24 protein-coding genes are annotated in these 24,737 nt (G+C 71.3%); 8 read left to right on the top strand and 16 right to left on the bottom strand.

What is annotated here, in order from left to right; all coding sequences use genetic code 11:
- Window positions 1-92: 92 nt before the first annotated feature.
- Genes Vqi01_RS13730 through Vqi01_RS13680 form a run of 11 tightly spaced genes read right to left on the bottom strand, consistent with a single transcriptional unit; the run spans window position 93 to window position 10,749 of the window.
- Entirely contained in the window at window positions 93-1,133 is a 1,041-nt protein-coding gene (locus tag Vqi01_RS13730; protein WP_204035153.1) for an amidohydrolase family protein, read from the bottom strand.
- Window positions 1,133-1,657: a 3-hydroxyanthranilate 3,4-dioxygenase gene (locus tag Vqi01_RS13725; protein WP_204035152.1), complete on the bottom strand. Its 525-nt coding sequence runs from the start codon at window positions 1,655-1,657 to the stop codon at window positions 1,133-1,135. The genes Vqi01_RS13730 and Vqi01_RS13725 overlap by 1 nt, the downstream gene beginning before the upstream one ends.
- Window positions 1,650-2,084 carry a RidA family protein gene (locus Vqi01_RS13720; RefSeq protein WP_204035151.1) on the bottom strand — a complete coding sequence of 145 codons (435 nt, stop codon included), beginning with the start codon at window positions 2,082-2,084 and terminating at the stop codon, window positions 1,650-1,652. The genes Vqi01_RS13725 and Vqi01_RS13720 overlap by 8 nt, the downstream gene beginning before the upstream one ends.
- Window positions 2,081-2,854, bottom strand: a complete 774-nt coding sequence (locus tag Vqi01_RS13715) for a 2-keto-4-pentenoate hydratase (RefSeq protein ID WP_204035150.1) — start codon at window positions 2,852-2,854, stop codon at window positions 2,081-2,083. The genes Vqi01_RS13720 and Vqi01_RS13715 overlap by 4 nt, the downstream gene beginning before the upstream one ends.
- Window positions 2,851-3,909 carry a 4-hydroxy-2-oxovalerate aldolase gene (gene dmpG, locus Vqi01_RS13710; protein ID WP_204035149.1) on the bottom strand — a complete coding sequence of 353 codons (1,059 nt, stop codon included), beginning with the start codon at window positions 3,907-3,909 and terminating at the stop codon, window positions 2,851-2,853. The genes Vqi01_RS13715 and dmpG overlap by 4 nt, the downstream gene beginning before the upstream one ends.
- Window positions 3,906-4,922, bottom strand: a complete 1,017-nt coding sequence (locus tag Vqi01_RS13705; protein ID WP_204035148.1) for an acetaldehyde dehydrogenase (acetylating) — start codon at window positions 4,920-4,922, stop codon at window positions 3,906-3,908. Before Vqi01_RS13705 ends, dmpG begins: the two co-directional genes overlap by 4 nt.
- Entirely contained in the window at window positions 4,919-5,716 is a 798-nt protein-coding gene (locus tag Vqi01_RS13700) for a 2-keto-4-pentenoate hydratase (RefSeq protein ID WP_204035147.1), read from the bottom strand. The genes Vqi01_RS13705 and Vqi01_RS13700 overlap by 4 nt, the downstream gene beginning before the upstream one ends.
- Entirely contained in the window at window positions 5,713-7,194 is a 1,482-nt protein-coding gene (locus Vqi01_RS13695) for a 2-hydroxymuconic semialdehyde dehydrogenase (RefSeq protein WP_204035178.1), read from the bottom strand. Before Vqi01_RS13695 ends, Vqi01_RS13700 begins: the two co-directional genes overlap by 4 nt.
- A gap of 20 nt (window positions 7,195-7,214) precedes the next feature.
- Complete coding sequence (locus Vqi01_RS13690; protein ID WP_204035146.1) at window positions 7,215-8,546, bottom strand: FAD-dependent oxidoreductase; 1,332 nt, start codon at window positions 8,544-8,546, stop codon at window positions 7,215-7,217.
- Window positions 8,543-9,844, bottom strand: coding sequence for a kynureninase (gene kynU / locus Vqi01_RS13685; protein WP_204035145.1), 1,302 nt, complete (start codon window positions 9,842-9,844; stop codon window positions 8,543-8,545). Before kynU ends, Vqi01_RS13690 begins: the two co-directional genes overlap by 4 nt.
- Before the next feature lie 11 nt (window positions 9,845-9,855).
- Complete coding sequence (locus Vqi01_RS13680) at window positions 9,856-10,749, bottom strand: tryptophan 2,3-dioxygenase (RefSeq protein WP_204035144.1); 894 nt, start codon at window positions 10,747-10,749, stop codon at window positions 9,856-9,858.
- 146 nt (window positions 10,750-10,895) lie between these two features.
- Between Vqi01_RS13680 and Vqi01_RS13675 the strand changes: the two genes are divergently transcribed.
- From Vqi01_RS13675 to Vqi01_RS13665, 3 genes are all read left to right on the top strand, one after another.
- Window positions 10,896-11,378 carry an Lrp/AsnC family transcriptional regulator gene (locus Vqi01_RS13675; RefSeq protein WP_204035143.1) on the top strand — a complete coding sequence of 161 codons (483 nt, stop codon included), beginning with the start codon at window positions 10,896-10,898 and terminating at the stop codon, window positions 11,376-11,378.
- A 101-nt stretch (window positions 11,379-11,479) separates the two neighbouring features.
- Window positions 11,480-12,010: a hypothetical protein gene (locus Vqi01_RS13670; RefSeq protein ID WP_239098381.1), complete on the top strand. Its 531-nt coding sequence runs from the start codon at window positions 11,480-11,482 to the stop codon at window positions 12,008-12,010.
- 12 nt (window positions 12,011-12,022) lie between these two features.
- Window positions 12,023-12,859: a class F sortase gene (locus Vqi01_RS13665; RefSeq protein WP_204035142.1), complete on the top strand. Its 837-nt coding sequence runs from the start codon at window positions 12,023-12,025 to the stop codon at window positions 12,857-12,859.
- A 21-nt stretch (window positions 12,860-12,880) separates the two neighbouring features.
- On the opposite strand, the gene Vqi01_RS13660 is transcribed toward Vqi01_RS13665, so the two are convergent.
- A complete protein-coding gene (locus Vqi01_RS13660) occupies window positions 12,881-13,414 on the bottom strand; it encodes an HNH endonuclease (protein WP_204035141.1) in 534 nt (177 codons plus the stop codon).
- Window positions 13,415-13,681: 267 nt separating this feature from the next.
- On the opposite strand from Vqi01_RS13660, the gene Vqi01_RS13655 reads away from it, so the two are divergent.
- The 3 genes from Vqi01_RS13655 (at window position 13,682) to Vqi01_RS13645 (ending at window position 16,800) form a co-directional block, all read left to right on the top strand.
- Complete coding sequence (locus Vqi01_RS13655; protein ID WP_204035176.1) at window positions 13,682-14,731, top strand: mechanosensitive ion channel family protein; 1,050 nt, start codon at window positions 13,682-13,684, stop codon at window positions 14,729-14,731.
- Window positions 14,732-14,956: 225 nt separating this feature from the next.
- Complete coding sequence (locus Vqi01_RS13650; RefSeq protein ID WP_204035140.1) at window positions 14,957-16,309, top strand: MFS transporter; 1,353 nt, start codon at window positions 14,957-14,959, stop codon at window positions 16,307-16,309.
- A 62-nt stretch (window positions 16,310-16,371) separates the two neighbouring features.
- Window positions 16,372-16,800, top strand: a complete 429-nt coding sequence (locus tag Vqi01_RS13645; protein ID WP_204035139.1) for a globin — start codon at window positions 16,372-16,374, stop codon at window positions 16,798-16,800.
- A 71-nt stretch (window positions 16,801-16,871) separates the two neighbouring features.
- Here the strand turns inward: Vqi01_RS13645 and Vqi01_RS13640 are convergent, their stop codons facing one another.
- The 4 genes from Vqi01_RS13640 to ettA form a co-directional block, all read right to left on the bottom strand.
- The gene (locus Vqi01_RS13640; protein WP_204035138.1) at window positions 16,872-17,456 is read right to left on the bottom strand and encodes a type III secretion system chaperone family protein; all 585 of its coding nucleotides are present in this window, start codon (window positions 17,454-17,456) and stop codon (window positions 16,872-16,874) included.
- Window positions 17,457-17,587: 131 nt separating this feature from the next.
- Window positions 17,588-18,280: a DUF8185 domain-containing protein gene (locus Vqi01_RS13635; RefSeq protein ID WP_204035137.1), complete on the bottom strand. Its 693-nt coding sequence runs from the start codon at window positions 18,278-18,280 to the stop codon at window positions 17,588-17,590.
- Window positions 18,277-18,708 (bottom strand): acyl-CoA thioesterase, encoded by a 432-nt coding sequence (locus tag Vqi01_RS13630; RefSeq protein WP_204035136.1) that lies wholly within the window; start codon window positions 18,706-18,708, stop codon window positions 18,277-18,279. The genes Vqi01_RS13635 and Vqi01_RS13630 overlap by 4 nt, the downstream gene beginning before the upstream one ends.
- A 15-nt stretch (window positions 18,709-18,723) precedes the next feature.
- Window positions 18,724-20,400, bottom strand: a complete 1,677-nt coding sequence (ettA, locus tag Vqi01_RS13625; protein ID WP_204035135.1) for an energy-dependent translational throttle protein EttA — start codon at window positions 20,398-20,400, stop codon at window positions 18,724-18,726.
- Between the two features lie 332 nt (window positions 20,401-20,732).
- Here ettA and Vqi01_RS13620 point away from each other — a divergent pair, with 332 nt between their 5' ends.
- Entirely contained in the window at window positions 20,733-22,133 is a 1,401-nt protein-coding gene (locus tag Vqi01_RS13620; protein WP_204035134.1) for an alpha,alpha-trehalose-phosphate synthase (UDP-forming), read from the top strand.
- A 41-nt stretch (window positions 22,134-22,174) separates the two neighbouring features.
- Window positions 22,175-24,733, top strand: a complete 2,559-nt coding sequence (gene otsB, locus Vqi01_RS13615) for a trehalose-phosphatase (RefSeq protein WP_204035175.1) — start codon at window positions 22,175-22,177, stop codon at window positions 24,731-24,733.
- The last annotated feature ends 4 nt before the right edge of the window (window positions 24,734-24,737 follow it).

Here is a 24,737-nt window from a genome sequence, read left to right as displayed (position 1 = left end):
GCCAGCCGGGTGCGGCCCGGCTGTTAGCCGGTCGGGGGGCGCCCGGCTGTTGGCCCGGCTGTTAACAGGGGGCCCCTTCCATACAGCAGGCGTTAAGAGGGGGCCCTTCCTTCACTGCCGTGCAGGAAGTGCAGGGCGTTGCCGCCGAGCAGTTGGTGACGCTGGGCTTCGGTGAGGAAGTCGGCGTCGTGGATCACCCGGCCGACCGGACGCTCGCCCAGCGGGTACGGGTAGTCGCTGCCGAGCAGCACCCGGTCGGCGCCCATGGTGTCGACCAGCAGCCGCAGGGCGGGCGGCGAGAAGACCACCGAGTCGACGTAGAACCGGTCGATGTAGGAGCTGGGCGGGGCGGCGGAGGCACCGCGTACCAGATCGCCCCGGCGGTGCCAGGCGTTGTCGGCGCGGCCCAGCCAGAACGGGAAGCTGCCGCCGCCGTGGGCGAAGCAGATCCGCAGGCTCGGCGGCACCTTGTCGAAGACCCCACCGAGGATCATCGAGAGCACCGACAGGTGCGTCTCGGCCGGCATCCCGGTGAGCCACCGGGCCATCCAGCGGTCGAGCCGCGGGCCACCGGGCATGTCCCACGGGTGAACGAAGACCGGGGCACCCACCTGGGCGCAGTGGGTCAGGAACGTCACGATCCCGGCGTCGTCCAGGTCCCGGTCGCCGACGTGGTTGCCGATCTCCACGCCGACGTGCCCGGCGGCCAGGCAGCGGTCCAGCTCGGCGCAGGCGGCGTCCGGGTCCTGCAACGGCACCTGGCAGAACGGCAGCAGCCGGTCACCACCGGCCGCGGTCACTTCCAGGGTCAGGTCGTTGAAGATCCGGGCCACCCGCACCGCCTGCTCGGCCGGACGGTCGTAGCTGAAGAACACCGGCGTGGGCGAGACCACCTGCACGTCCACGCCGTCGGCGGCCATGTCGGCCAGCCGGGTCGGCGCGTCCCAGCATTCGGCACCGATCGGCCGGAACTCGGTCTCCCCCACCATGATCATTGCGGCGCGCTCCGAGTCGACCCGCAGCCAGGGCCAGCCGGACCCGCCGCACGCTGCGGCCAGATCCGGCCAGCCCTTCGGTACGACGTGCGTGTGCACGTCCACCACGGGCGACGCCGCCGACACCCGGCCCGCCATCAGCCCTTGCCCGGGTGCAGCGTGCCGCAGTTGTCGCAGGTACGCGCCGACTCGTCGGCGTAGAACGCGCCGAAGACCGGGGGCAGGTCGGCGGCGATGTCGCGTACCTGCAACTCGACCTCGTGCACCTTGTGCCCGCACTCGGGGCAGTACCACTGGAACTTCTCCAGCGTCCCCTCCGGACGGACCCGCTCGACCACCACGCCGATCGAGCCGGGCTCCGGCCGCTGCGGCGAGTGCGGCACGTTGCGCGGCAGCATCCACATCTGACCCTCGCGCACGTGCACCGTACGCGGCCCCTGCGGGGTCATCAGGTTGATGTGCATGTTGCCCTTGACCTGGTAGAAGAACTCTTCGTACGGGTCGACGTGGAAGTCGGTGCGCTGGTTGGGCCCACCCACCACCATCACGATGAAGTCGTCGGAGCCGGGGAACATCTCCTTGTTGCCCACCGGTGGCTTGAGCAGGTGCTGGTTCTCGGCGATCCAGCCGGGAAAGCTGAACGGCTCGGCGATCTCACTCACGGCTGCCTCCTGTCGTTAGCAGGGCCACGGCCTGCATCTCGATCAACAGGTGCGGATGCGGCAACTGGTGCACGGCCACCGTGGTTCGGGTCGGCCCGGTGGCGTCGAAGAACTCCGCCCACACCTCGTTGTACCCACCAAAGTCGTTCATGTTGACCAGGTACGACGTCACCTGCACCAGGTCGGACAACTCGGCGCCGACCGAGCGCAGCAGATCACCGATGTTCTCGATGACCGCCCGCGTCTGCTCCCGGATGTCCAGGTCCGTCGTGCCGAACTCGTCCACCGACACACCGGCGAACGTGTTGTCCGCCCGCCGGGACGACGTCCCCGACACGAACACGAACCCGCCCGCCACCTTCACGTGCGGGAACGCCCCCCGAGGCACGGCCTTGCCCGCCACCACCCGAGCCCCGTCACCACTCACGACACACTCCGGAACGAGACCGTACCGAGCTTCTCGACAGTCGCCCTCACATGAGCACCCGCACGCAACGGCACAGCAGCCGTGGCGGCGCCGGCCAGGAACACCCAGCCGGAGCGCAACCGCACCCCGTGCCGCCCGGCCAGCCGGATCCCCTCGTCCAACGCGCGCCGCGGATCGCCGAGGATGGCCGCGGTCGAGCCGACCTGCGCCACCCGCCCGTCGATTTCCAGCAGCACGCCGAGGTTGTCCAGCCCGTTCGGCACCGGCGACCACGGCCCGATCACGAACGCGGCGGCCGAGGTGTTGTCGGCGATCACGTCCGGCAGGGAGAAGGTGAAGTTGGCGTACCGGGAGTCGATCAGCTCGATCGCCGGGGCGACGGCGCGTACCGCGTCGGTGAAGTCGCCGACCGGTTCGCCGGGCTCGGGGAGCCGGTCCAGCAGGAACGCCACCTCCGGCTCGACCCGGGGGTGGATGAAGGCAGCCACGTCGACGCTGCCGCCGTCGGGCACCCGCATCACGTCGGTGAGCTGCCCCCAGATCACCTCGTCCACCCCGACCTGGGCCATCTTCGCCTTGCTGGTCAGCCCCATCTTGAGGCCGACCAGCCGCTCACCCCGGTCGAGCCGGCGTTGGAGCAGGGCGGCCTGCACCGCGTACGCGGCGTCGACGTCGAGGCCGGTCTCGGCGGCCAGTTGCGGGATCGGCGAGGCGTTGTCTGCCGCCGCACCCAGCGTCTGCGCGATGCCGGCGATGTCCGGCCCGATCATGATTCCCCCTTGCCGGTGGCGAGGTCCAGCGCCACATCGACGATCATGTCCTCCTGGCCGCCGACCATCCGCCGCTGGCCCAGCTCGACCAGGATCGAGCGGACGTCCACCCCGTAGCGCGCCGAGGCCCGTTCGGCGTGCCGCAGGAAGCTGGAGTAGACCCCGGCGTACCCCAGGGAGAGGGTTTCCCGGTCGACCTGGACCGGCCGGTCCTGCAACGGGCGGACGACGTCGTCGGCGGCGTCCATCAGCGCGAAGACGTCGCAGCCGTGCTTCCAGCCGTGCAGTTCGGCGACCGCGACGAAGACCTCCAGCGGTGCGTTGCCGGCCCCGGCGCCCATCCCGGCCAAAGAGGCGTCCACCCGGACGGTCCGGCCGGCCGGCGATCCGACCGGGCCGTCGCCGGCGATCCGGCCGTGCTCGACGGCGACCACGCTGTTGGCCACGCCGAGCGAGAGGTTGTGGTGGGCGTGGATGCCGATCTGCGTGGTCGGTTCGAGGACCTGCCGGTACGCGTCGATCCGCTGCGCCACGTCGGACATCAGCAGCCGGCCGCCGGAGTCGGTGACGTAGACGCAGTGTGCCCCGTACGACTCCATCAGTTTGGCCTGCGCGGCCAGCCCGGCCGGGTCGTTCATGTGCGACATCATCAGGAAGCCGGCCACGTCCATGCCGTTCTCCCTGGCCCAGGAGATGTGCTGGGCCGAGATGTCCGCCTCGGTGCAGTGCGTGGCGATGCGGACGCTGGTCACCCCGAGCGCCCTGGCCGCCTTCAGGTCGGCGATGGTGCCGATGCCCGGCAGCAGCAGGGTGGTCAGCTTCGCGTTGGTCATCACCTCGGCGGCAGCGGAGATCCACTCGGCGTCGCTCGCCGCGCCGTGACCGTAGTTGACGCTGGCCCCGGCCAGGCCGTCGCCGTGCGCCACCTCGATCGCGGCCACCCCCGCGGCGTCCAGCGCGGCGGCGATGGTGCGGACCTGGTCGACGGTGTACCGGTGCGCGATGGCGTGCATGCCGTCACGCAGCGTCACGTCCTGGATGTACAGCTCGGTCACGCGATCCCCCCGTCGCTCCGGGCCGCCACGGCGACCTGCGCCGCACGGTGGGCCACCAGCCGCTCCGCCGTCCGCAGCGCGGCCGAGGTCATGATGTCCAGGTTCCCGGCGTACGCGGGCAGGTAATGCCCGGCACCGGAGACCTCCAGGAAGACCGAGACCTGCAATCCGGTGAGGTGCCGACCGAGCGCCGGCACGTAGGTGTCCACCCGGTCGAACTGCACGTCCTGCTTGAGCCGGTACCCCGGGACGTACTCCTGCACGTCGGCCACCATCGCGGCGACCGAGTCGGCGATGGCGGACCGGTCGGCGTCGGCGTCCGGGCAGAGACAGTAGACGGTGTCGCGCATCAGCAGCGGCGGCTCGGCCGGGTTGAGCACGATGATCGCCTTGCCCCGGTCGGCGCCGCCGACCACCTCGATCGCCCGGGCCGTGGTCTCGGTGAACTCGTCGATGTTGGCTCGGGTGCCCGGCCCGGCCGAGCGGGAGGCGATCGAGGCGACGATCTCGCCGTACGCCACCGGGGTGACCCGGCGCACCGCGGCGACGATCGGCACCGTCGCCTGGCCGCCGCAGGTGACCATGTTGAGGTTCGTCTCGTGCAGGTGTTCGTCCAGGTTGACCGGCGGCACCACGTACGGGCCGATCGCCGCCGGGGTGAGGTCCACCACCGTGCGGCCGTGCGCGCGCAGCACCGCGTCGTTGTGCCGGTGCGCGCCGGCCGAGGTGGCGTCGAAGACCAACTCGACGTCGGCGAACTCGGGCATCGCCACCAGCCCGTCCACGCCTTCGGCGGTGGTGGCCACGCCGAGCCGGCGGGCCCGGGCGAGCCCGTCGGAGGCCGGGTCGATGCCGGCCATGGCCACCATCCGCAGGCTCGCCGGGGAGCGCGAGGAACGCAGCGAAGCGGAGTCCCGCAGTCGCGACCCGTCGGGATCACTGCTGAGCCGGAGCACCTTGATCATCAGGTCGGTGCCGATGTTGCCCGACCCGATCACCGCCACACCCGTCATGGGGCGACCTCCCTGGAAAAACATGCCCGGACCGAGCCGAGGCCGGAGATCCGGGCCTCGTACGCGGCGCCGGGCGTCACCGGCACCATCGGGCCGAGCGCGCCGGAGAGCACCACGTCGCCGGCGCGCAGCGGGTCACCGGCGCGGGCCATGGTGCCGGCCAGCCAGGCCAGCGCGTGCAGCGGGTTGCCGAGGCAGGCCGCGCCGGCGCCGACCGACACCGGCTCACCGGCGTGCTCCAGCACCATCCCGCACAGCCGCAGGTCCACGTCGCCGAGGCGACGCGGGGTGGTGCCGAGCACGAACAGCCCGCTGGAGGCGTTGTCGGCCACGGTGTCCACGATGGAGATGTCCCAGCCGGCGACGCGCGAGTCGACGATCTCGATGGCCGGCAGCAGGTGGTCCACGGCGCGCAGCAGGTCGGCGGTGGTGACCCGGTCGTCGGGCAGGTCGGCGCCGAGCACGAACGCCACCTCCGCCTCCACCCGGGGCTGGAGCAGCCGGCCGAGGCCGACCTCGACGCCGTCGGGCACTGCCATCGCGTCGGTGAGCACCCCGAAGTCCGGCTCGTACACGCCGAGGCTCTCCTGCACCGCCCGGGAGGTCAACCCGATCTTCGCGCCCACCCGGCGCTGCCCGGCGGCCAGCCACTCGCCCACCTGGCGCTGCTGCACCCGGTACGCGGACTCGACGTCCCCCTCGGGCAGCAGCCGCCCGCGCAGCGGCGGGCAGGGCTTGCCGCTGTCCCGGGCCTCGGTGAGTTCGCGGCTGGCCGCTTCGATATCGACGGTCATGACATGTCCAAGCAGACGTTGGTGAGTTCGGAGTAGAAGTCGAGCGAGTGCAGACCGCCCTCACGGCCGATGCCGGAGGCCTTCATCCCGCCGAACGGGGTACGCAGGTCGCGCAGGAACCAGGTGTTGACCCAGACGATGCCGGCGTCCAGTCGCGCGCCGGCCCGGTGCGCCCGGCCCACGTCCCGGGTCCAGACCGCCGCCGCCAGGCCGTAGTCGGTGCCGTTGGCCAGCGCGTACGCCTCGTCCTCGGTGTCGAACGGGGCCACGTGCACCACCGGACCGAAGATCTCTTCGGTGTTCGTCCGGGCGTGCGGGTCGAGCCCGGTCAGCACGGTCGGCTGCACGTACGCGCCGCCGTCGCGAGCGTCGCCGAAGCGTGGCACCCCGCCGCCGGCGAGCACCTGCGCGCCCTCGGCGCGAGCCAGGTCGTAGTGGCCGAGCACCTTGTCCCGGTGGGCGTGCGAGATCAGCGGCATGTTCACCGTCGCCTCGTCGGTCGGCCACCCGTACGCCAGTTCGTCGGCGCGCTTGACCAGCCGGGCGGTGAACTCCTCGAACAGCGGCCGCTGCACGTAGATCCGTTCGGTGCAGAGACACACCTGCCCGCCATTGGTGAAGCTGGAACGCACCGAGCCGGCGACCGCCGCGTCCAGGTCGGCGTCGGCGAAGACCAGGCCGGCGTTCTTGCCGCCCAGCTCGAAGCTGACCGCCTTCACCCCGTCGGCGGCGGCCCGCATGATGGCGCCGCCGGTGGCGGACTCGCCGGTGAAGGTGATCGCGTCGACGCCCGGGTGCCGAGTGAGGAACTCCCCGGCCGAGTCCGGGCCGAAGCCGTGCACCAGGTTGAACACCCCCTCCGGTACGCCGGCCGCGGCCATCACCTCGGCGAGCAGCGTCGCCGAGGCCGGCGTCTCCTCGCTGGGCTTGACCACCACCGCGTTGCCGCAGGCCAGGGCCGGGGCGACCTTCCAGGTGAGCAGGAGCAGCGGCAGGTTCCACGGCACGATCACGGCAACCACCCCGACCGGTTTGCGTACCGCGTAGTTGAGCGCCCGGCCGCCGGTCGGGGTGACCGTGGTGAACGACTCGGTCGGCGCGGTCGCCACGATCTCGGCGAAGGCCCGGAAGTTGGCCGCGCCGCGCGGGATGTCCAGGGTGCGGGCCTGCGAGATGGCCTTGCCGGTGTCGGCGACCTCGGCGGCGACCAGGTCCTCGAAGCGGCGTTCCAGCTCGTCGGCGACCCGGCGCAGCACCTCGGCGCGCTCCCGTTCACCCATCCGGCCCCACCGGCCGCGCAGCGCAGCGCGAGCGGCGGTCACCGCGTCGTCCACCACGGACTCCGACGCCTCGACCACCTCGAAGACCGGCTCGCCGGTCACCGGAGAACGTTTGGTGAAACGGGTGCCGGTGTCGACGAACTCGCCGCCGACGAAGTTGCGCAGCAGGCCGGGCCCGTCCGGTGCCCGTCCGCTCATCAGCCGGGGATCCCAGAGGGTCATCGGCGCCTCCTGCGGCCGAGGGCCACCGCCGCACCGGCCAGCGCCGCCAGCACACCGACGGCCATCGCGCCGACCGCCTGGTACTGCCGGCGGACCCGGCGCTGCACCTGCGCGTACGGGAGGGTGGAGAAGGAGACCAGCTCGTACTCGGAGACGTACCGGCCGGGCAACGCCCGTTCCAGCGCGTGCTCGATCTTCTTGCGGGTCTGGTACACGGGCGAGGCGACCTTGTCCCGCATCTCCACGAAGTTGGTCAGCGCCATCTGGGCGATCGCCTCGGCGTTGTCCTGCCGGCGCTGCTGGAACAGCGGCAGCGCCGCCGACCAGTCGTCGGCGCACTCGTCCAGGCAGCGGTCCAGCTCCACCACGTCCTCGAAGGCGCAGTTCGCGCCCTGGCCGTAGAACGGCACGATGGCGTGCGCCGCGTCGCCGAGCAGGCCGACCCGCCCGCCGGCCTGCCACGGGTCGCAGCGCACCGTGCCCAGCAGGCCGATCGGGTTGTGCTGGTAGTCGTCGACCAGGGTCGGCGCGAGCGGCGGCACGTCCGGGTAGTGCTGCGCGAAGTATCGCTCGATGGCCGCCTTGCTGCCCAGTGAGGCGAAGCTGGCGGTGCCGTGGGTGGGCCAGAACAACGTGCAGGTGAAGGAGCGGTCCGGGTTCGGCAGCGCGATCATCATCGAGGTGCCGCGCGGCCAGATGTGCAGGGCGCCGGGGTCGAGCGCGAAGTCACCGCCGAGCGGCGGGATGGTGAGTTCCTTGTAGCCGTAGTCGAGGAAGTCGGCGCTCTCGGTGAGCAGGTCGTGTTCGAGCAGCTGCCCGCGTACGGCCGAACCGGCGCCGTCGGCGCCGAGCACGACCTGGGCGTGCGCGGTGACCGTGCCCTGCGGGGTTTCGAAGGTCATCTCGCCGGTGGCCGGGTCGAGCCCGACCAGCCGGTGGTCGAAGGCCACCCGCACCCCGGGCAGCTTGGTGGCGGCCTCCAGCAGGGTGTTGTTCAACGCACCCCGGCCGATCGAGTTGATCGCCAGGTCGCCGGAGGCGCTGTACGGCTGGAGCTGCGGCTCCCCCACCACCGGGTGGATCATGCGGCCGCGCATCGGCAGCGCGTCGGCCAGCACCTGTTCCTCCAGCCCGATCCGGCGCAGCGCGTCCAGGCCCCGATCGGCGAGGGCCAGGTTGATCGAGCGGCCCCGCTCGGGCGTCCCGACACGCGGATCCGGCCGCCGCTCGTAGAGTGCCACCGGGTAGCCCCGACGGGCCAGGTAGCAGGCCAGCAGGCAACCGGCAAGCCCCGCCCCCACCACGGCGATCTCATCGCGTTCACTCATACAGCGGCCTCCACGGTTGCGGCCAGCGCGTCGGCGACCCGCCAGCAGTCGTGGTACGTCGAGTAGAGCGGCACCGGGGCGAAGCGGACGATGTCCGGCTCGCGGGCGTCGGCGATCACGCCGTGCTCGTGCCGCAGCCGCTTGGTCAGCTCGTTGGCGCTGCCCGCGGCGATGCGTACCGAAAGTTGACAGCCGCGCCGGCTCGGGTCGCGCGGGGTGATCACCTTCAGCGGCCGGTCGACGGTCACCTCGTCCAGCAGCCGCTCCAGGTAGCCGGTGAGCCGCAGGCTGCGCTCGCGCAGCGCGGGCATGCCGACCGAGTCGAACAACTCCAGAGAGGTGCGGACCGGGCCCATCGCGAAGATCGGTGGGTTGGAGATCTGCCACGCCTCGACGGTGGCCGGCGGCCGGGACACCGGGGTCATCTCGAAACGGGTGTCCGCCGCCGTGCTCCACCAGCCCTCGAAGCGGGGCAGCGCGGGGTCACCGTGGTGCCGCTCGTGCACGAAGACCCCGGCCAGCGCGCCGGGACCGGAGTTGAGGTACTTGTACGAGCACCAGGCGGCGAAGTCGACGTCCCAGTCGTGCAGCGCCAGCGGCACGTTGCCCGCCGCGTGCGCCAGGTCCCAGCCGACGGCCGCCCCGGCGGCCCGGCCGGCGGCGGTGATCGCGGGAATGTCCATCAGCTCGCCGGTGAGGTAGTTGACCCCGCCGAGCAGGACCAGCGCGACGGTGTGCCCCTCGGCCGCCAGGAACCCGGTGATGTCCTCTGTGCGCAGGTTCTCCTCACCGGGGCGGGGCCGGAGCCGGACCACGGTGGTGTCCGGGTCGAGCCCGTGGAACCGGGCCTGGCTGCGCACGGCGTAGCTGTCGGACGGGAAGGCGGTGTCCTCGATGACGATCCGCCTCCGTTCGCCGGCGGGCCGGTAGAAGCTGACCATCAGCAGGTGCAGGTCGACCGTGAGCGAGTTCATCACCACGGTCTCGGTGGGCCGGGCACCGACCAGTCGCGCGGCCGGCGCGGTCAGCAACTCGTGGTACGGCAGCCAGGGCCGTTCCCCCTCCAGGTGGCCTTCGACACCGAGCCGGCGCCAGGCGTCCAGGTCGGCCAGCAGTTCCGCGCGGGTGGCCGTCGGTTGCAGGCCGAGCGAGTTACCGGCCAGGTACGCGGCATCGGGATAGCGCCCGCCGTCGGCCGGGGGCACGTGGAACAGGTGCCGGTGCCCCGGATCGTTGTCGTCCAGGCGGAGAGCCTCGGCCTCACCGGAGCGCGGCGGCTCCGTCTTCCTCGTCGTCATTTCCGCTCGCCTCACATCGCCGTCCGGGCCGACCACAGCTCGGGGAAGACCACCCGGGCCATGCTGCGCTGCAACCACGCCAGCCCGGCCGAGCCGCCGCTGCCGACCTTTGCGCCCATGGTGCGCTGCACCGCCTTGATGTGGTGGTGCCGCCAGTCGCCGAACTGCTCGGCCACCTCGGTCAACGCTTCGCCGAGCAGCCGCAGGTGGTTGTCCGGGCCGGCGTCGGCGTAGATCCGCACCCAGGCCGCCTCGACGGCGGGGTGCGCCTCGTGCTCGGTGGCAACGTCCCGCTCCAGCAACTCGGCGGGCAGGTCGTGACCGTGCCGGGCGAGCAGGTCGATCACTTCGTCCCAGACACTCGGCGTGGTCAGGGCCGCGGACAGCGCGGCGTACACCTCGGTCTGCCGACGGAACGGCCGGATCAGCGCGGGGTCGCGCAGCCCGAGCAGGAACTCCAGGTGGCGGTACATGGCCGACTGGAAGCCCGACCCCTCACCGAGCAGGTTGCGGAAGCGGTTGAAGTCGGCCGGGGTCATCCAGCGCAGGCCCCGCCAGGCGGCGTTGAGCGCTTCCAGGTGCAGCGCGGCCCGCCGCAGCGGGGCAAGCGCCTCCCACACCCGGTCGGCGCGTAGCAGCCGGACGGTGTCTCGCAGCTCGTGGCAGGTCAGCCCGAAGTACAGCTCCATGATCTGGCTGACCATCAGGAACGACATCTCGCCCGGGTCGTCGCTCAGCGGCTGTTGCAGCCCGTGCAGCGTACTGGCGTGCACGTACGCGTCGTACGGCACCCGGTCGGTGAACTCCAATGTCGGCTCGCCGCCGTTGCGGGCGGCGCGGGCCGCGCGCTGCCGGGGCGTGACCGGACGCACCGCCGCTCGGGGGCGCAGCTCGGTCTGCTCCATACGTCCGCTCCTTCCTGGCTCCCGTCCAGTCATGATCTCCCGTCCGCCACGCCGGATGGAATGCCTCTTCAACGGCACTCCCGGCGATCGACCTGCCGAACGAAAGGCGCTGGGCCGACTCGACTTTTCGGGCGTAAGGTCGAGCGGTGGACGAGATGGACTGGGCCCTGCTGCGCGAGTTGCAGGCCGACGCGCGGTTGTCCTTCAGCGAACTGTCCCGGCGGGTGCATCTCTCCCCGCCGGCAGTGGCCGAGCGGGTCCGCCGGCTGGAGGAAACCGGCGTGATCACGGGCTACCACGCCCACGTCGACCTGGCCCGCGCCGGGCGCACGGTGGTGGCGCTGATCCGGATGTCCTGCTACGGCTCGCGGTGCATTCTGCACGACCCGGATATCGCCGGCTGGCCGGAGATCCTGGAGATCCACCGGATCACCGGCGACGCGTGCAGCGTGCTGAAGGTGGCGGCCGGGTCGATCGGCGAGTTCGAGGCGGTCATCGACCGGCTCGCCCCGTACGGCCAGCCGTCCAGCACCATGGTGCTCTCCACCCCCCTCGGCTGGCGCCCCCTGACGCGGGAGAAGGAAGGGCCCCCTTTTAACGCCTCCGGTAGAGGAAGGGCCCCTTCTTAACATCCGCCCTTCCTCCGGTGCCGGGTTAGCCCCGTGGACAGGGGGAAAGCGCCCCGGGTCGCCCCAGCAGGACCGGTACGCCGGTGCCGGGAGGGAGGATCATGCGGGATCTGCGACCGTACGGAGGCGTGCTCCACGCCTCGTCCGCCATCGTCCGACTGCTCGGGGCGTTCGCCCTGATCGGGGCGTTCGTCCTGATCGGCGCGGCACCCGCTCGGGCGGGTGACAACACCTTCATCGAGGTGACGCCGAACAGCGTGCAGGCCGGCTCCCGGGTGCACATCCGGGCCAGCTGCGACAACGCCAACAACCGGCAGGCCGAGGTGACCTCGGATGCCTTCAACCGGGTCTTCCTCCGGCCGGACAACGGCTTCCTCACCGGCGACGCCACGGTTCCCGGCAACAAGGCGGCCGGGGATTATCCGGTGCATCTGCGCTGCAACAACGGCCGGACCGCCAGCACCAACCTGAACGTGCTGAACATGGAACAGCCGACCAAGGGTCCGGCGACCGGTGGCGGTGGTACCGCCGGCCGGAGCATGGGCTCGATGCTGCTGCTCGGTGGAACTGCGACGGTGGCCGCAGCGGTGGTCTTCGGGCTCTTCAGCAGCCGACGCCGGGCCGGCTCCTGACCCACCGCCGCCATGATCGGCTGCCGCGTACCCGCGCCGGAACCGGGTCCGGGCTCGCCCCGGACCACCGCCCGCCGCAGGCGCCGCGCCTGGCCGCGGCGGGTGGCCACGGCCGCCGGCCGGCTGTGCCGGATCGCCGCGCAGGTGGGCTCGGCCGGCGTCGCCACGCCCGATCCGTCGGCCCCGCCGCTGCCGCCGCGACCGCGCCACGCCGGGTCGCCGGGGCCCCGGCGCCAGTTCTCCGGTCCGGGGCTGCCCGTACTGGTGATCGGCACCCTGATGCTGTTGATCGTCGCGATGCTCGGCGTCGAGCGACTGACCGGCGTGAGCGTTCTGCCGGACCGCTTCATCGCCGGGCTGGCGCCACCGCCGAAGAAGTTCCCGCTGCTGGCGGCGAGCCAGCCACTCGGCATCGAGATCAGCTCGATCGACCTCGACGCGCCGGTGCACAGCGTGGGCATCGCCCCGGACGGCAGCATCGCCGCGCCGACGGCGCAGCGGGCACAGGAGGCAGGTTGGTACGACCAGGGCCCGACACCCGGCGAGTACGGCCCCGCTGTGATCGTCGGACACGTCGACACCGACACCGGCCCGGCGGTCTTCGCGCACCTGCGGGAGCTACGACCCGGGGACCGGGTCGAGGTCGCCCGTTCGGACGGCTCGGTGGCGATCTTCGAGGTCGACCGGGTCGGCCGGTACGACAAGGAGCAGCTGCCCGCGGACGAGGTCTTCGGTGACTTCAGCCGACCCCAGCTACGGCTGATCACCTGTGGTGGCCGTTGGGTGGGCGGGGCGACCGGCTACGCGGACAACGTGATCGTGTTCGCCTCGTTGGTCGAGGCGCGGTGAGTTCGCGCTCCCGACGTCTCGTCAGGCGGCTTCGGGTTCGCGGAGGTCCAGCCAGTCGACCCAGCGCGGGTCGGGTGCGCGGTGGCCGAGGACGCGCCACGCGATCCCCTTCGGCGCGGTGGGCGGCGCGGGCAGCCGCCAGCCCAGCTCGGCCGGGGTCTTGTCGCCCTTGGTGTGGTTGCACCGGGCACAGGCGGCCACCACGTTCTCCCAGGCGTGCCGGCCGCCGCGGCTGCGCGGGAAGACGTGGTCGATCGTCTCGGCCGGGCCTCGGCAGTAGGCGCACCGCCAGCCGTCCCGGGCGAAGATCGCCCGGCGGGACAGACCCACGTGGGTGCGGTACGGCACCCGGACGAACCGGGTGAGCCGGACGACCGAGGGCACCGGCAACGCGCTGCGGGCGCTGTGCAGGATGCCGTCGCCGTCGGCGACACAGACCGCCTTGGCCGAAAGTACGAGGATCGCGGCCCGACGTACCGACACGACACACAGCGGCTCGTAGGTGGCGTTGAGGACCAGCGCGCCGGAGCCCACCGTGGGTCGTATGTCAGGCATCGTGTCACTCTCCCGGTCAAGCGGCTGTCAACTCGCCACCGCCGACCGGTGCCGGACACAGCCCACACCGCGCCGACGCCGGCCGAATCACCGACGTCCGTTGCGCCAATCGTCCCTGATCGGAACCGCGAATGCACGCACTAATCCGGGGTACCTGGCGGGGCCTTCGGCGTCGGCGTCCTCGGCGCGGCCCGGGTCACCCGTCCGGTGGGGTCGATGGCGGGTCCACCGGGCGGTTGCGGTACGAAATCAGGCGTGACCCTCAGCATGCCCAGCCCCGCACCAGTCACGTCGAGCCCGACCTCGACCGAGACGGCCGACGCCCCCAGTCCGGAGTGCCTCACCGAGAGCCTGAGCCTGTGCAAGTGGGCCTGGGACCTGACCGGCTCGGTGTGGTTCGCCGAGGGCAGTTACTGGATCCTGATCAAACCGCTGCGGATCATCCTGATCCTGCTGCTGGCGGTGGCCGCCCGGTGGCTGGTGCACCGAACGATCCGGCGGCTGGTGCGGACCACCAGCGACGCCGGCGTACCCACCATGCTCCGCCCGCTGCGCGAGCGCATCCCGTCCGCCGCCGAGCCCGGCGAGTTCGTCCCGGAGCGACGCCGCCAGCGCGCCGAGGCGATCGGTTCGGTGCTGCGCAGCATGAGCACCGCCTTCATCTTCGGCATCGCCCTGCTGATGCTGCTCAAGGAGTTCGGCTTCGACCTGGCGCCGCTGCTGGCCAGCGCGGGCATCGCCGGTGTCGCCCTCGGATTCGGCGCGCAGAGCCTGGTGAAGGACCTGATCGCGGGGTTGTTCATGCTGATCGAGGACCAGTACGGGGTCGGCGACACCGTCGACCTCGGCGAGGCGACCGGTGTGGTCGAGGCGGTCGGCCTGCGGGTCACCACCGTCCGTGACGGGCGGGGCGTGCTCTGGTACATCCGCAACGGTGAGGTCGTCCGGGTGGGCAACAAGAGCCAGGGCTGGGCGCTGGTGGTGGTCGACCTGCCGGTCGGGTTCGCCGGCACCGAGCAGGCGAGCGCGGTGCTGCGTACCGCCGCCGCCTCGATCGCGGTGGATCCGGAGCTCGCATCCTCTGTGGTCGAGCCGCCGCAGGTGCTGGGCGTCGAGCAGATCACGGTGGAGGGGACGGTGATCCGCACGGTGGTCAAGACCACCGCCGACGGCCAGGCCGCCGTGGCCCGGGAGTTGCGCCGCCGGCTCATCGAGGCACTGGAGAACTCCGGCATCACGGCGAGGATCGCGGCCGGGCGCGGCTTTCCCGGCGCCCCTACTCCAGCAGACACCGAGACCGGCCGGGGCGGGGCCTGACCCGACCGGCGAGGGGTCGCGGCCGAGCGGCCCCTCAGGTATCGTCCGTTCGGTTCAGTCGGGGATGTGACGATCAAGCCGTTCGCCCTAGCCAGCTGTCAGACAATCGGGCAGAATCCGGTGCACGCGCTCCCCGAGCGTGGTCACGTCCTCGCTGATCGGTAGATCTGACGATGGCCCCGGGGCAGCCATCACGAGTGGCGCGCTGCCGGGGCGATGGAGGCGATGGTGTCGGACGAGCAACCTCCTCGAGAAGGACCAGCCACCTTCCGGGAGGTTTTCGCCCAGGGTGAGTACCGTGCCGTCTTCACGGCCGCCATGCTGACCTGGATCGGCGACTACATCGCCAAGGCGGCGGTCACCCTCCTCGTCTACCGGGAGACCGAGTCCGTCGCCCTCTCCGCCGCCGCCTTCGCGGTCAGCTACCTGCCCTGGCTGATCGGGGGGCCACTGCTCGCCGCCGTCGCCGAGCGGCACCGCTACCGACAGGTCATGGTGGCCTGCGACCTCTTCCGCATGGCGTTGATGCTGCTCATCGCCATCCCGGGCATGCCGGTGGCGGCAATCCTGGTGCTGATTTTCCTCGCCACCCTGGCCCACTCGCCGAGCCAGGCCGCGCGCTCCGCGCTGACGCCGGTGATCCTGTCGAAGGAGCGGCTCGTCCTCGGGCTCTCGCTCCTCACGAGCGGGGGGCAGGCGGCCCAGGTCGTGGGCTACCTCCTCGGCGCCGCCGTGGCGACGCTCAACCCCTCCGCCGCGCTGCTGATGAACGCGGGCGCCTTCGCCGCGTCGGCCTTGATCATCCGGTTCGGCGTCGACGACCGGCCGCCGGCGATGAGCCGCACGCACCGCAGCCATCTGCTGCGGGAAACCGCCGCCGGGTTCAATCTGATCTTCCGCACCCCGGTGCTACGGGCGATCGCCGTGCTCGTCTTCAGCGCCGCGCTCTTCTCCATCGTGCCCGAAGGGCTGGCCGCGGCCTGGGCCAACGAGCACGTTGGCCGGATGAACGCAGGAACGGCCCAGGCTCTGATCATGGCTGCCAGTCCGGTGGGGTTCATCCTCGGCGGCCTGCTGGTCGGGCGGGCCCTCACGCCGGCCCGCCAGCAGGCCCTGCTGCGGCCATTGGCCGTCCTGGCCCCGCTGGCCCTGGTGCCCGCCCTGTTCGACCCGCCGCCAGTGGTGGTGGCGCTGCTCGCCGCCGCCTGCGGATTCGCGGTCGCCGGCATCTTTCCGGTGTCCAACGGCCTCTTCGTCCAGGCCCTCCCCAACGGCTTCCGCGCCCGGGCCTTCGGCGTGATGGCGACGGGCCTCCAGGTGATCCAGGGTGCGGCGGTACTGGTGACCGGGCTGCTCGCCGAGCGGTTCCCGATCCCGGTCGTGGTGGGCGTGTGGAGCACCGTCGGCGTGGTGCTGATGGCGTTCGTCGCCCGGAGCTTTCCGGACCAACAGACCGTGGCGGCCGCCATCGACGACGCCGGGCGCGACCCGACCGGCAGCGCCGGGGCGCAGCCGTCGTCCGGCGACCCGGGTCCCGGGCACGTGGGCCCGGACCGACCTCGGCACGCGGTGACCTGAACCACGCTCCGCAGGACGTCCCGGCCCGGCTGTTCACCGACGAAGCCTGGCAGGATGGAACGGTGAATCCCGCAGCTGAGTCCGAACCCCGCGGCGAGGCGGTCACGCTCTTCGACGCCGTCGGCGGCGAGCCCACGTTCCGCAAGCTGGTCGACGAGTTCTACGCCGGCATCGCCACCGACCCGCTGCTGCGCCCGATGTATCCAGAGGAGGATCTGGGCCCGGCCAACGAGCGGATGCGCCTCTTCCTCATCCAGTACTGGGGTGGCCCGAACACCTACTCCGCCCAGCGGGGTCATCCCCGCCTGCGGATGCGGCACGCGCCGTTCCGGATCGGCCCCGCCGAACGCGACGCCTGGCTAAGCCACATGCGTCGCGCCGTCGACAGCCTCGATCTGCCGCCGGCGATCGCCAGCGAGCTCTGGAACTACCTGGAGCGCGCGGCGTACTTCATGGTGAACGTGATGGAGGACCCGGCCGGCCCCGCGTGACCCGACAGGCTGCGTGACCCGACAGGCTGCGTGACCCGACAGGCTGCGTGATGCGGGGCCTGCCGGCGGCGTCAGAGCAGGGCGCCCTCGTCATGCAGCCAGTCGACGAAGCTCGTCGCCACGGCGGCCCCGCAGTCGAGCAACTCGACCAGGAGCGCGTCGTGGGTCCCCGCGGCGAGCGGCACCTGCAACTCGGCGTAGATCGGCAGTTGGCCCCGCTCGGTGGCGTCACCCACGTACGCCTTGCAGAAGCGTCGGGTGTGGTTCCACTCGTTGACCACCCGGTATGCCCGGTCCGCCCAGTCCGGCGGCACGGTGGCGTGCGGTCGCGCCCGCAGCACGAGGATTTCGTCCTCCGGGCCCTCGAGGGTGACCAGCACGGCGTGCCGCTCCCACATGGCCAGCAGGTTGCCGTCACCGTCGGCGAGATAGCGCACGTCGAGCAGGTCGAGCGCGTCGCAGATCCGGCGCAGGGTGACCGGTTCGACGGTGGCCGGCATATCGGCGATCAAGGGATGATCACCGCCTGAACAGTCGTCCCCGGGCTTACGGGGCGTCGGCGGTCCGACCCGAACGGACCCCTCGGCCGCGATCCTGCTTCGAGTTTCCGAGTCGCCGCCACTGGCGGGACCAGGGCGCCATGACCACCACGGCATCGCTCGCGCACCTCACTCCCCAGCGGATCCAGTCGCCTACGGTGGGTTGGATCCGAGGATGGACGGTACCCGGACAGCCGGAACGAAGCATCCCCCCAACGCCAGCCCCAGGCCGGATTGATGATAGGTGGTCATCCGAACGTATGAGTTCCAGCGGGCCGTACGACAAGATCCGTGGCCTTCTGCGACCAGACGGCTCCGTACGGTCCCACCAGGCCGACCCATCGGCCAGCCGCGCGGACCTGTACCTGGTCCGGGCCCGGCGAACCCCCGGGACCGAGAAACCCCATCCGGATCAAGCCCTGCACCGTCCGCTGGGTCACCCGCACCGGGTGCTCCGGTTCGTCGTTCGGAGTCACCACCACCGCGACGTGGTCCAGCAGGGCGTCGCGCAGCGCCCGCTGCCCGACCGCCCGGCCCGCGACCCCGTGCGTGCCCGCCGTCCGCAGGGTGTCGGCCGCCGCTTGGGCGAGCCGGCGCAGCTCCGCGCCGGGCAGGGTCTCGATCCGTCGACTGGCCGCGGGCGGGAGCGGCCACCGCCACCGGGCGTCGTGGCGGGTCGGCAACGCGGCGCCTCCGGCGGCCAGTTCGGCGAGCAGCTGCCCGGCCGCGACCGTGACGTCTCCGGCGCCCGCGCCGGCCACCGTGCGCACCGCCAGCACCCCCCAGGGCAGCCGGGCCCAGAGGGCGGTACGTGCGGGCGTACCGGCCGGACGCAGCCGGACCAGAGCGGTGCGCTCCAGCCGGACGAGCCGGGCCAGGAACGCCTCGGCGTCGTTGACGCCCTCGATCCCGTGCCGCGTATCGGCACCGGCGCCACTCACGCCGAATACCCGAGCAGGAAGGCGTGCTCCTGTTCGCTGAGCCGCCGGGGCAGTTGCCGGGCCAGGTCGAACGGGACCAGCACCGAACGTGCCCGGCTGACCAGCAGCTCGCCGTCATACATCTCGTAGCCCAGCGTGAAGGAGCCGGCCCGGACCTGCTCCACCCACAATTCGATCCGCACGGTGGGGGCCGCTTCGTCGGTGGCCCGGCTCAGGGCGTAGCCCACCGGGCGCAGGTAGTCGATCTCGTGCCGACGGATCACCACACCGTCGGCGAACGAGTCGACGCCCTGCGCCCGGGCACCGACGAACATCAACGCCACCCGGGCCTCCTCGTAGAGGGTGAGGAAGCGGGCATTGTTGACGTGCCCGTAGGCGTCCAGGTCGGACCACCGCAGGGTGCACTCGAAGACGAACCGGTCAGCCACGGTTACCGGCCCCGGTCAATCGCGGGTCAGCTTGCGGTACGTCACCCGGTGCGGCCGGGCCGCCTCGACGCCGAGCCGCTCGATCTTGTTCTTCTCGTACGCCTCGAAGTTGCCCTCGAACCAGAACCACTTGGCCGGGTTCTCGTCGTCGCCCTCCCAAGCCAGGATGTGCGTGGCGACCCGGTCCAGGAACATCCGGTCGTGGGAGATCACCACGGCGCAGCCGGGGAACTCCAGCAGCGCGTTCTCCAGGCTGGACAGGGTTTCCACGTCCAGGTCGTTGGTCGGCTCGTCGAGCAGGATCACATTCCCGCCGATCTTGAGCGTGAGGGCGAGGTTGAGCCGGTTGCGCTCGCCACCGGAGAGCACCTTGGTCGGCTTCTGCTGGTCCGGTCCCTTGAACCCGAAGGCGGCGATGTAGGCCCGGGACGGCATCTCGACCTTGCCCACCATGAGGTGGTCCAGCCCGTCCGAGACGACCTCCCAGACGGTCTTGTCGCCGGCCAGGCCCTGCCGGTTCTGGTCGACGTACGACAGCGAGACCGTCTCGCCGACCTTGACCGAACCGGCGGTCGGCTGCTCCAACCCGACGATGGTCTTGAACAGCGTGGTCTTGCCGACGCCGTTCGGGCCGATGATGCCGACGATGCCGTTGCGGGGCAGCGAGAACGACAGGTTGTCGATCAGCACCCGCTCGCCGAAGGCCTTGGTCAGGTTGTGTGCCTCGATGACGGTATTGCCCAGGCGCGGACCCGGCGGGATCTGGATCTCCTCGAAGTCCAGCTTGCGGGTCTTCTCCGCCTCGGCGGCCATCTCGTCGTACCGGTCGAGACGGGCCCTGGACTTGGTCTGGCGGGCCTTGGCGTTGGAGCGGACCCACTCCAGCTCGTCGGCCAGCCGCTTCTTCATCTTGGCGTCGCGGCGCCCCTCGACGGAGAGCCGGGCGGCCTTCTTCTCCAGGTAGGTGGAGTAGTTGCCCTCGTAGCCGATGGCCCGGCCCCGGTCCAGCTCCAGGATCCACTCGGCCACGTTGTCCAGGAAGTACCGGTCGTGGGTGATGGCCAGGACGGTGCCGGCGTACTTGGCCAGGTGCTGCTCCAGCCACTGCACGCTCTCCGCGTCCAGGTGGTTGGTGGGCTCGTCGAGCAACAGCAGGTCCGGCGCCTCCAACAGCAGCTTGCACAGCGCCACCCGGCGGCGCTCACCACCGGAGAGCTGGGTGACATCGGCATCCGGGGGCGGGCAGCGCAGCGCGTCCATGGCCAGTTCGAGCTTGGAGTCGATGTCCCAGGCGTCGGCGTTGTCCAACTCCTCCTGGAGCCGACCCATCTCCTCCATCAGCTCGTCGGAGTAGTCGGTGGCCATCTGCTCGGCGATCTTGTTGAACCGCTCCAGCTTGGCCTTGGTCTCGGCGACTGCCTCCTCGACGTTGCCGAGCACGGTCTTGGCGTCGTTGAGCGGCGGCTCCTGGGCCAGCATGCCGACGGTGTAGCCGGGCATCAGCCGGGCCTCACCGTTGCTCGGCTGGTCCCAGCCTGCCATGATCTTGAGAAGGCTGGACTTACCAGCACCGTTCGGGCCGACCACACCGATCTTGGCCCCCGGCAGGAAGTTCAGCGTCACGTTGTCGAGCACGACCTTGTCGCCGTGCGCCTTGCGCGCCTTATCCAGGACATAGATGAACTGGGCCACGGTGCGGGCTACCTCCGTCGGTTGCGATCGCCGAATTGCGTGGTGCGGGGCGCGGGCCGCGCCGCCACCCGCCGTCGGCGGCCGGGGGCCGGCCGCGCGCACGCCATCGTCAATCCTGACAGGTACGCGGCCCCGCGCCCACATCGCCCCGCCCGAGCGCGGTGGAGGTGGGGCGGCGGGAAGCACCGAGGGCGGACCTGTCACCATGATCACAGCGGCGCTTTCGGCCAGTCTGGGACGGGTACGTGACTCCGGCACGGGGGATCAGACACCGCGGCTACGCTCATTACGCTCATCGCGGTGGACCCGTCAGCACCCGGAGGTGGCCGATCGTGACCGTCCGTAGCTCCTTTGTCGTAGTGGCGAACCGCCTGCCGGTCGACGAGGTGAGCACACCTGAGGGACGGCAGTGGCGACGCAGCCCGGGCGGGCTGGTCACCGCGCTGCACCCCGTCCTCGCCGAGCATCACGGCACCTGGGTCGGCTGGGCCGGCGGCACCGGTGCCGCGCCCGAACCGTTCGACCTGGAGGGGATCCGGCTGCACCCGGTGCCGCTGAGCGCTGAGGAGTTGGAGCGCTACTACGAGGGCCAGTCCAACGCGACGATCTGGCCGCTCTACCACGACGCCGTCGAGACGCCCGCCTTCAAGCGCCGCTGGCGGGAAGCGTACCGCCTGGTCAACGCCCGCTTCGCGGAGGCCGCAGCGGATGTCGCGGCCGAGGGCGCCACGGTGTGGGTGCAGGACTACCAGCTCCAACTGGTGCCGGCGATGCTCCGGGAGTTGCGCCCCGACCTGCGGATCGGCTTCTTTCTGCACATCCCCTTCCCGCCGATCGAGTTGTTCATGCAGATGCCGTTCCGGAGCGAGATCCTGCGCGGGCTGCTCGGTGCCGACCTGGTCGGCTTCCAGCAGCGGCTCGCCGCGCAGAACTTCGTCCGGCTGGCCCGGCACCTGCTCGGCCTGCGCTACGAGGGGCAGATGATCCAGGTGGACGGCCGCCGGGTGAAGGCCGGCGCGTTCCCCATCTCCATCGACACGAAGGAGATGGAGCGGCTGGCGGCGGACCCGGCGATCCAGTCCCGGGCCAAGGAGATCCGCGAGGAGCTGGGCAACCCTCGCACGATCGTCCTGGGCGTGGACCGCCTCGACTACACCAAGGGCATCGAGCTTCGACTCAAGGCGTTCCGCGAGCTGCTGGCTGACGGAAAGTTGACAGTGCCGGACGCCGTCATGGTGCAGGTCGCCACACCGAGCCGGGAGCGGGTCGAGCACTATCAGGCGCTTCGGGTCAAGGTCGAGCGCGAGGTCGGCCGGATCAACGGCGAATTCGGTCGGGTCGGCGTGCCTGCGGTGCACTACCTGCATCAGTCGTACAGTCGCACCGAGCTGGCTGCGATGTACGCCGCCGCCGACGTGATGATGGTGACCCCGCTGCGAGACGGTATGAATCTGGTGGCCAAGGAGTACGTCGCATCCAGGGCGGACCACGGGGGCGCACTCGTACTCAGTGAGTTCGCCGGCGCGGCCACCGAGCTGCGCCAGGCGTTCCTGTGCAACCCGCACGACCCGGACGCGGTCAAGGACGCCCTGCTACGGGCCGTGCATGTGGAGAAGCCGGAGGCTCGTCGCCGTATGCGGACCATGCAACGCCATTTGCGCACCCACGATGTGGGGCACTGGGCGAAGTCCTTTCTCACCGAACTCGGTGTGCCCGACATGGAGGTGCCGTGAACGCCGCCTCAAACGAGATCATCACCCCGGCGGCCGGCAGCATGGATCCGGAGCTGCGGGCCGCCATCGGACGAATCGCCCGCGTGCCGCAACTCCTGGTCGCCTGCGACTACGACGGCACGCTCGCGCCGATCGTGGCGGACCCGAGCAAAGCCGTACCGCTGCCGGAGTCGGTAGCGGCGGTGCGCGCCCTGGCCGCGCTGCCGCAGACCACGGTGGCCGTGGTCTCCGGGCGCGCGCTGCGCGACCTGGCCGCGCTCTCCCGGCTGCCCAGTGAGGTCCACCTGGTCGGCAGCCACGGCTCCGAGTTCGACATCGGTTTCGTCGAGCGCCTCTCCCCCGAGCTGATCGCCGTGCGCACCCGGCTACGGGAGGCGCTGCGCGAGATCGCCGCGGCCCATCCGGGCGTACGGCTCGAACGCAAGCCGGCCAGCGTCGCCGTACACACCAGGGGGATGGACCCCCAGATCGCCGCCACGGTCATCGAGGCGGTCCGCAACGGCCCCGCCACCTGGCCGGACGTCACGGTCACCCAGGGCAAGGAGGTCATCGAGCTCTCCGTGGTGGCCACCCACAAGGGCACCGCGGTCGATCAGCTGCGCACCCAGCTCGCGGCCAGCGCGGTGCTCTTCATCGGCGACGACGTCACGGACGAGAACGCCTTCGGCAACCTGAGCGGCCCCGATGTCGGCATCAAGATCGGACCGGGCGAGACCAAGGCCGGCTACCGGGTGGCCGAGCCGATCGAGGCGGCCCGGGCGCTCGGTCTGCTCCTGGAGACCCGCCGACACTGGCTCTTCGGCGAGCGCGCGGTGCCGATCGAACGGCACTCCATGCTGGCCAACGGGCGTACGGTGGCGCTGCTCACGCCCGACGCGAAGGTGACCTGGCTCTGCAACCCCAAACCCGACTCGGCGGCGATCTTCGCGGACCTGGTCGGCGGCAGCCCGGCCGGGCACTTCAGCGTCGCCCCGGAGCGCGGCGGCATCCCGCTGGGCCAGCGCTACCGGTCCGGCACGATGACCGTGGAGACCCGCTGGTCGGGGCTGACCGTCACCGACTGGCTCGACAAGCCCGATCCGAAGGCCACGCCGGACGGTCCGGCGATCATCTCCGGGGACTCCACCCTGATCCGGGTGCTCACCGGCACCGGCCGGGCCCGGGTGGAGTTCGCCCCCCGGCCGGAGTTCGCGCAGGTCGCGGTGCAGCTTCAACCGCTCGGCGACGGTCTGCTGGTGCTCGGTTCCAACGAGCCGGCCGCGCTCTACTCCCCCGGCGTGCAGTGGGAGGTGAGCAACGACGGCGGGTACGCCAGCGCCAAGGCGGTGGTGGACCTCTCCGCGCTCGGCGGGCAGGTGGTGCTGGAACTGCGCTTCGGCACGCACAGCCTGGAACACCACCGGCTGCCGATCCACGAGCGCCAGGCCGCGGCGGAGCGGCCCTGGAAGGAGTGGGTGTCCACGCTACGCCTGCCCACCACCGCGCGGGATCTGGTCGCCCGCAGCGCGCTGACGCTGCGGGGTCTCTGCCACGAGGCGACCGGTTCGATCCTGGCTGCGGCGACCACCTCGCTCCCCGAGGAACTGGGCGGCGTCCGTAACTGGGACTACCGCTACTGCTGGCTGCGCGACGCCGCGATGACCGCCCGGGCCCTGGTCGACCTGGGCTCGATCACCGAGGCCGAGGCGTTCCTACGCTGGGTGGACGGCTGTGTGGAGCGCACCGGGGGGCACCCCGAGCGGCTGCACCCGCTCTACACGGTGGACGGCTACGAGCTGGGCGCCGAGGCCGTCATCGACACCCTGCCCGGCTACGCCGGCTCCCGGCCGGTACGCGTCGGTAACCTCGCCAACCACCAGCTCCAGTTGGACGTCTTCGGCCCGATCGCCGACCTGATCGCCGCCACCGCCGATGTGCGCGGCTCGGTCCGGTCCGAGGAGTGGCGGGTGCTGGAGAACATGGTCGAGGCGGTCCGCCGCCGCTGGCACGAGCCGGACCACGGCATCTGGGAGGCTCGGCTGCCACCCCGGCACCACATCTTCTCGAAGGTGATGTGCTGGATGACCGTCGACCGGGCGCTGCACGTCTCGCGCCAGCACGGCGGCGGAGACCGGTCGGAGTGGGTGGAGCTGCGCGACCGGATCGCCGCCAACGTGCTCGAGTACGGCTGGCACGAGCACGCCGAGGCGTACAGCGTCGCCTACGGCGACGAGGACATGGACGCCTCGTCGTTGTGGATCGGCCTGTCCGGCCTTCTGCCCGGTGACGATCCACGCTTCCTCTCCACTGTGTTGAAGATCGAGGCGGATCTGCGCAGCGGCCCTGTCGTCTACCGCTATCACTGGGACGACGGTCTGCCCGGCCGCGAGGGTGGCTTCCACATCTGCACGTCGTGGCTGATCGAGGCGTACCTGCGTACCGGCCGGCGCACCGACGCCGAGGAGCTGTTCCTCCAGATGATCGACACGGCGGGTCCGACCGGGCTGCTGCCCGAGCAGTACGACCCGCTCGCCGAGCGCGGGCTGGGCAACCACCCGCAGGCGTACAGCCACCTCGGGGTCATCCGGTGCGCCCTGCTACTGGACGACATGCTCAAGTAGTCGT

It is taken from the genome of Micromonospora qiuiae (assembly GCF_016863555.1).
Classification (GTDB): Bacteria; Actinomycetota; Actinomycetes; order Mycobacteriales; family Micromonosporaceae; genus Micromonospora; species Micromonospora qiuiae.
Note: the sequence above shows the minus strand (reverse complement) of the source record. Positions and strands in the feature narration are given on the sequence as shown.

What these genes read in the sequence shown, in the direction of transcription:
- Vqi01_RS13730 (WP_204035153.1), bottom strand. Translation starts at nt 1,133, where the DNA reads ATGGCGGGCCGGGTGTCGGCGGCGTCGCCCGTGGTGGACGTGCACACG.
- Vqi01_RS13715 (WP_204035150.1), bottom strand. Translation starts at nt 2,854, where the DNA reads ATGATCGGGCCGGACATCGCCGGCATCGCGCAGACGCTGGGTGCGGCG.
- Vqi01_RS13705 (WP_204035148.1), bottom strand. Translation starts at nt 4,922, where the DNA reads ATGACGGGTGTGGCGGTGATCGGGTCGGGCAACATCGGCACCGACCTG.
- Vqi01_RS13700 (WP_204035147.1), bottom strand. Translation starts at nt 5,716, where the DNA reads ATGACCGTCGATATCGAAGCGGCCAGCCGCGAACTCACCGAGGCCCGG.
- Vqi01_RS13695 (WP_204035178.1), bottom strand. Translation starts at nt 7,194, where the DNA reads ATGAGCGGACGGGCACCGGACGGGCCCGGCCTGCTGCGCAACTTCGTC.
- Vqi01_RS13690 (WP_204035146.1), bottom strand. Translation starts at nt 8,546, where the DNA reads ATGAGTGAACGCGATGAGATCGCCGTGGTGGGGGCGGGGCTTGCCGGT.
- kynU (WP_204035145.1), bottom strand. Translation starts at nt 9,844, where the DNA reads ATGACGACGAGGAAGACGGAGCCGCCGCGCTCCGGTGAGGCCGAGGCT.
- Vqi01_RS13680 (WP_204035144.1), bottom strand. Translation starts at nt 10,749, where the DNA reads ATGGAGCAGACCGAGCTGCGCCCCCGAGCGGCGGTGCGTCCGGTCACG.
- Vqi01_RS13670 (WP_239098381.1), top strand. Translation starts at nt 11,480, where the DNA reads ATGCGGGATCTGCGACCGTACGGAGGCGTGCTCCACGCCTCGTCCGCC.
- Vqi01_RS13665 (WP_204035142.1), top strand. Translation starts at nt 12,023, where the DNA reads ATGATCGGCTGCCGCGTACCCGCGCCGGAACCGGGTCCGGGCTCGCCC.
- Vqi01_RS13660 (WP_204035141.1), bottom strand. Translation starts at nt 13,414, where the DNA reads ATGCCTGACATACGACCCACGGTGGGCTCCGGCGCGCTGGTCCTCAAC.
- Vqi01_RS13655 (WP_204035176.1), top strand. Translation starts at nt 13,682, where the DNA reads ATGCCCAGCCCCGCACCAGTCACGTCGAGCCCGACCTCGACCGAGACG.
- Vqi01_RS13650 (WP_204035140.1), top strand. Translation starts at nt 14,957, where the DNA reads ATGGTGTCGGACGAGCAACCTCCTCGAGAAGGACCAGCCACCTTCCGG.
- Vqi01_RS13640 (WP_204035138.1), bottom strand. Translation starts at nt 17,456, where the DNA reads ATGCCGTGGTGGTCATGGCGCCCTGGTCCCGCCAGTGGCGGCGACTCG.
- otsB (WP_204035175.1), top strand. Translation starts at nt 22,175, where the DNA reads ATGGATCCGGAGCTGCGGGCCGCCATCGGACGAATCGCCCGCGTGCCG.